Genomic DNA, 3551 nt, shown 5'->3' with positions numbered 1-3551 from the left:
GCAAAACTAGTTGAGGGTAGCTCGACTGCTACTTCTTTGGTCGGTCGCAGTTTCAACATCACAAATAGTTTCTGGTCTGGGGTATCCGCAGGCAGAAATTCACGATGAGGAGTAATTGTTACATATAGGGGTGGATTACTCATTGTTGTATAGGGTTTTTATTTGAGTTGTGAACATAGGATTGAACTAAAAAGGGAACCGGGAATCGGGAATCGGGAATCGGGAATCGGGAATCGGGAATCGGGAATCGGGAATCGGGAATCGGGAATCGGGAATCGGGAACCGGGAAAAAATTCTATGTACCTCATAGTTATTAAAAACGCTGTCTAAATCTAGAGATAATAAATGAATTAATTGTGATAATTTTTGATGCCATATTCTTGACTTCCTACTCCCTACTCCCTACTCCCTACTCCCTGTTCCCTGTTCCCTACTTCTACAATAATTCTAATTAAAATTCAACGGCGGTAACATTCCTGAAATAGGTTCTATCCCAGACAAATCTGGGTAAATTGGATGGGGTATTTCTTGATTACCGGCTTCTTTCATCTGACTAATCAGTAAAGGTAAAGCCATAGTAATTGAACTGTCTCTAAAGCCTTCTTCTATGTCTTTTATCCAGGTTTCTATGATTTTATTAAGGTTATCATCATTAATTTTGTATAGGCTTTGCTCTTGAAACCAATTTCTCAGTTTTTCTCGCTCTGATTTAGTGAAAAATAAATCGGGATTATCTTCCTGGCTTTTGTCTAAATTAATGGCATAGCTGTATTCATCTTCTATATTATTTATATGGAGAATGAATGTATAGTTTACCATTTTATAGGAGTTATCGATTGGGTTTTTTTTTAGGGAATCGGGAATCGGGAATCGGGAATCGGGAATCGGGAATCGGGAATCGGGAATCGGGAATCGGGAATCGGGAATCGGGAAACAAGATTGTTTGGCTCCTTCCAGATAGGGTTAGTAATTATAATGGTGTAGTTGTGAACTAGACCAGGAAGAAAACTCTACCGCTTGTGCTGGAGATGATGCGTTCGCGAAGCGGTTCCGAAGGAACATCGCGCCCAATTTCCCACACTCGCCACCAAGACCTGTAATACCAATCCGTGTCGGAATTGTGAGAATTTTTGTTACCTTTTCCCGACTCCCGACTGCCGACTCCCGACTCCCTCGGTGCGCTTTCCGCATCTAATTATTAAATTCGCCACGGGTCGCACCGCTCCCGACTCCCGACTCCCGACTCCCTGTTCTCTTTGATATATTAATCTTCAAGTTCCTCTCGCTTTAGATATTGTCCCCATAAGTAAAATGGCACTGCACCTCCAACTCCCATGACCACGAAAGTACCCAGAAACATGGTCAGTCTGATCGGTAAAGGAAGTGACCATCCAAAGGAGGTAATTCTGTAAGGTTTAGGTTCAGAGCGTTCTGTGGAAACATGTCGGGAATCAACTTTAACCTGAACCTGATGCCTTTCCGCCCGTATCGGGTTGGGGTCATTGTAGGTGATTTCATACTCACCGAGCAGAGCATCAAGGAATACTTTCAAGGACTTGCCAAGAGCCTGAGCATCCCCCGAAATTTTACAAATTCCTCCCGTAATCCTGGAAATTTCGTCTATGCGATCGCGGTCTACAAACTCTTCTTCTGGTACTTTGTTTGGTGGCAATTTTTTCTTGCCACCCTCAGTATAAAAAACGTCTTCCCTTGTTGCTTCTTGTTTAGAAAAGCCATTGTTTTTATACTTCTCGGCTAACTCTCGAGGTTTTAAGCCATACCCCAAAGTATGCACAATAATATTATCATTGACTTTGATCAGTCTCTTGAGTGTTTCAAATTCCTGCTCTTCTGCTTCTTTGGTTGCCGATGTACTGTGATAACCATCAGATAGAAGAATAATCGAAAGCCGGGGCTGTTGAGGCTGAGGTTGCCAGAATTTCTCTTTTTTCGGATAGAAGCGAGGGTCACCTCTTTGCTCACTTAAGAAATTTACTGCTTCAGTAAGGGGTTTGTAGACATTAGTGGCAGCACAGGGTTTTTTACTGGCAAGCTCACCAAGATAGTTTTGGAGTTCGGAGTCTCCTACAGGAAAAAATTTATTGAGTGTGGCTTGATTAACAGGATAGCCACCCTTGGGGCAATTTTTGGGATGGGGTTCACCAAAGGGAACAATTGCTACTTGAGTATGACTACTGCGATCTGCTGTATTTTTGATAAATTCTCGCATCGCTGCAGTGGCTCCCTCCAGTTTGCTTTGGCTAGAGCCTGGTTTATCGGGCTTGGCCATACTGCCACTCATGTCCAGTAGGAAGATAATCCAGGCCGAAGGCTGCTCAGCTTTTGTCGGATTTTTCCAATGCTTGGGCTTAAAGGTAACTTTATCATTATTTACATAGACCTGGAAATTTTCATCGGTGAGGTTGGTGACAGGTTGGTCATATTCATTTTTGACTTGGATGCGAATTTTGACCTGTTCATCCTCAACGGTGGCATTAAGGATTTTCGCTTCTTGTGCCTGTACTCCACTAGGATAACTAAAGCAACCGGCACACAATATTAGTAAACTAAGCTTGCGGGTCAAAGAAACGATTGTAGTAGACAAAGCGATAGATTTTTTCTTCATTTTTCCCTCCTGGATAAAGGCTATTAAACGTCAAGACATGGTTATGTTTCAAAACAATATCTTCGCGGGTTTTCAAGGGTTTACCGTTAATTTCGATAGTATTGAAATGTAGGGGATTGGGAGATAAAATTGCTTGGCGCTGCTTCAGTACTATGTCTGCTACATGGAGTGGCAATCCAGGCAAATAAATATCCGAGCCTCCTTTATGGTTTACCTGTTTGACAGCAGAGCCAATTCTAATCGTGCCAGTAGCAGGTAATTGAATTGACAACCCCTCTTCGATTTCATCGGCTTTACTGTTACTGACAAATTTTAGTAGAGACTTATTGATATAGGGAAAAGGATTATTTACGGTGATCACCCCTGGCTCACTATCTTCATAGTTAGGTCCGGTGTATTCAAAACCACCACCTGCTCTCAGTGCTGCCATATAACTTGGTGAATTGGTAATGCTAAATACTAAACCTAGCACCAAGCCTAAAATCGAGAATCCTAGAGGGTCTTCAAAACCTCTGTTTTCGATCTCACTCAACAGTGGGCGGATCGATTCAAACAGTAGAGCAGCAACTAACGCTGCACCACTAGCCGCAATCATACTAGTTCTTAACCGTTCTTGGAAGCGTTTGGGATCCCCTGCTTCCACACTGCGCCACCACCAAGTCAGTCCCTCTGCCAAGCCTACTGAGCTCCCTATTAAGAGCCAACTTAGGAGTCTAATTATAATTCCTGGAATAGGAGATAATAACAGGATTTGGTAAATCACTCCAGAAATTAAACCGATGATAATTCCTAAGCCAACAGCAATCAGGATCGGAATTTTGGCAATGCGGAGGTTTAGTTTAAGTCTGGTGGGGTTACTAATAAAGATTTCATTAATTACCATCCCCACGGCTAAGGAGATAGCAATGCACGGAAATAGGACAAT

The 3551-nt window shown here is 42.6% G+C and carries 5 protein-coding genes and 1 pseudogene; all 6 read right to left on the bottom strand.

Annotated features, from left to right (window positions below):
* Positions 1–143, bottom strand: a pseudogene (locus F6K38_RS44605) (VWA domain-containing protein); the annotation flags it as partial.
* A gap of 15 nt (positions 144–158) precedes the next feature.
* Positions 159–308 (bottom strand): hypothetical protein, encoded by a 150-nt coding sequence (locus tag F6K38_RS37365; protein ID WP_154659747.1) that lies wholly within the window; start codon positions 306–308, stop codon positions 159–161.
* Positions 309–447: 139 nt separating this feature from the next.
* A complete protein-coding gene (locus F6K38_RS37360) occupies positions 448–819 on the bottom strand; it encodes a hypothetical protein (RefSeq protein ID WP_287265650.1) in 372 nt (123 codons plus the stop codon).
* A 144-nt stretch (positions 820–963) separates the two neighbouring features.
* Complete coding sequence (locus F6K38_RS37355) at positions 964–1191, bottom strand: hypothetical protein (RefSeq protein ID WP_131826922.1); 228 nt, start codon at positions 1189–1191, stop codon at positions 964–966.
* A gap of 73 nt (positions 1192–1264) precedes the next feature.
* Positions 1265–2626: a vWA domain-containing protein gene (locus F6K38_RS37350; protein ID WP_008184433.1), complete on the bottom strand. Its 1362-nt coding sequence runs from the start codon at positions 2624–2626 to the stop codon at positions 1265–1267.
* A partial coding sequence (locus F6K38_RS37345; protein WP_287360051.1) for a hypothetical protein occupies positions 2568–3551 on the bottom strand: 984 nt, incomplete at its 5' end. The genes F6K38_RS37345 and F6K38_RS37350, both read right to left, overlap by 59 nt.

This window comes from Moorena sp. SIO3B2, assembly GCF_010692525.1.
GTDB lineage: Bacteria > Cyanobacteriota > Cyanobacteriia > Cyanobacteriales > Coleofasciculaceae > Moorena > Moorena producens.
The sequence above is the reverse complement of the archived record's forward strand: the minus strand, read 5'-3'. Positions and strand labels throughout refer to the sequence as shown.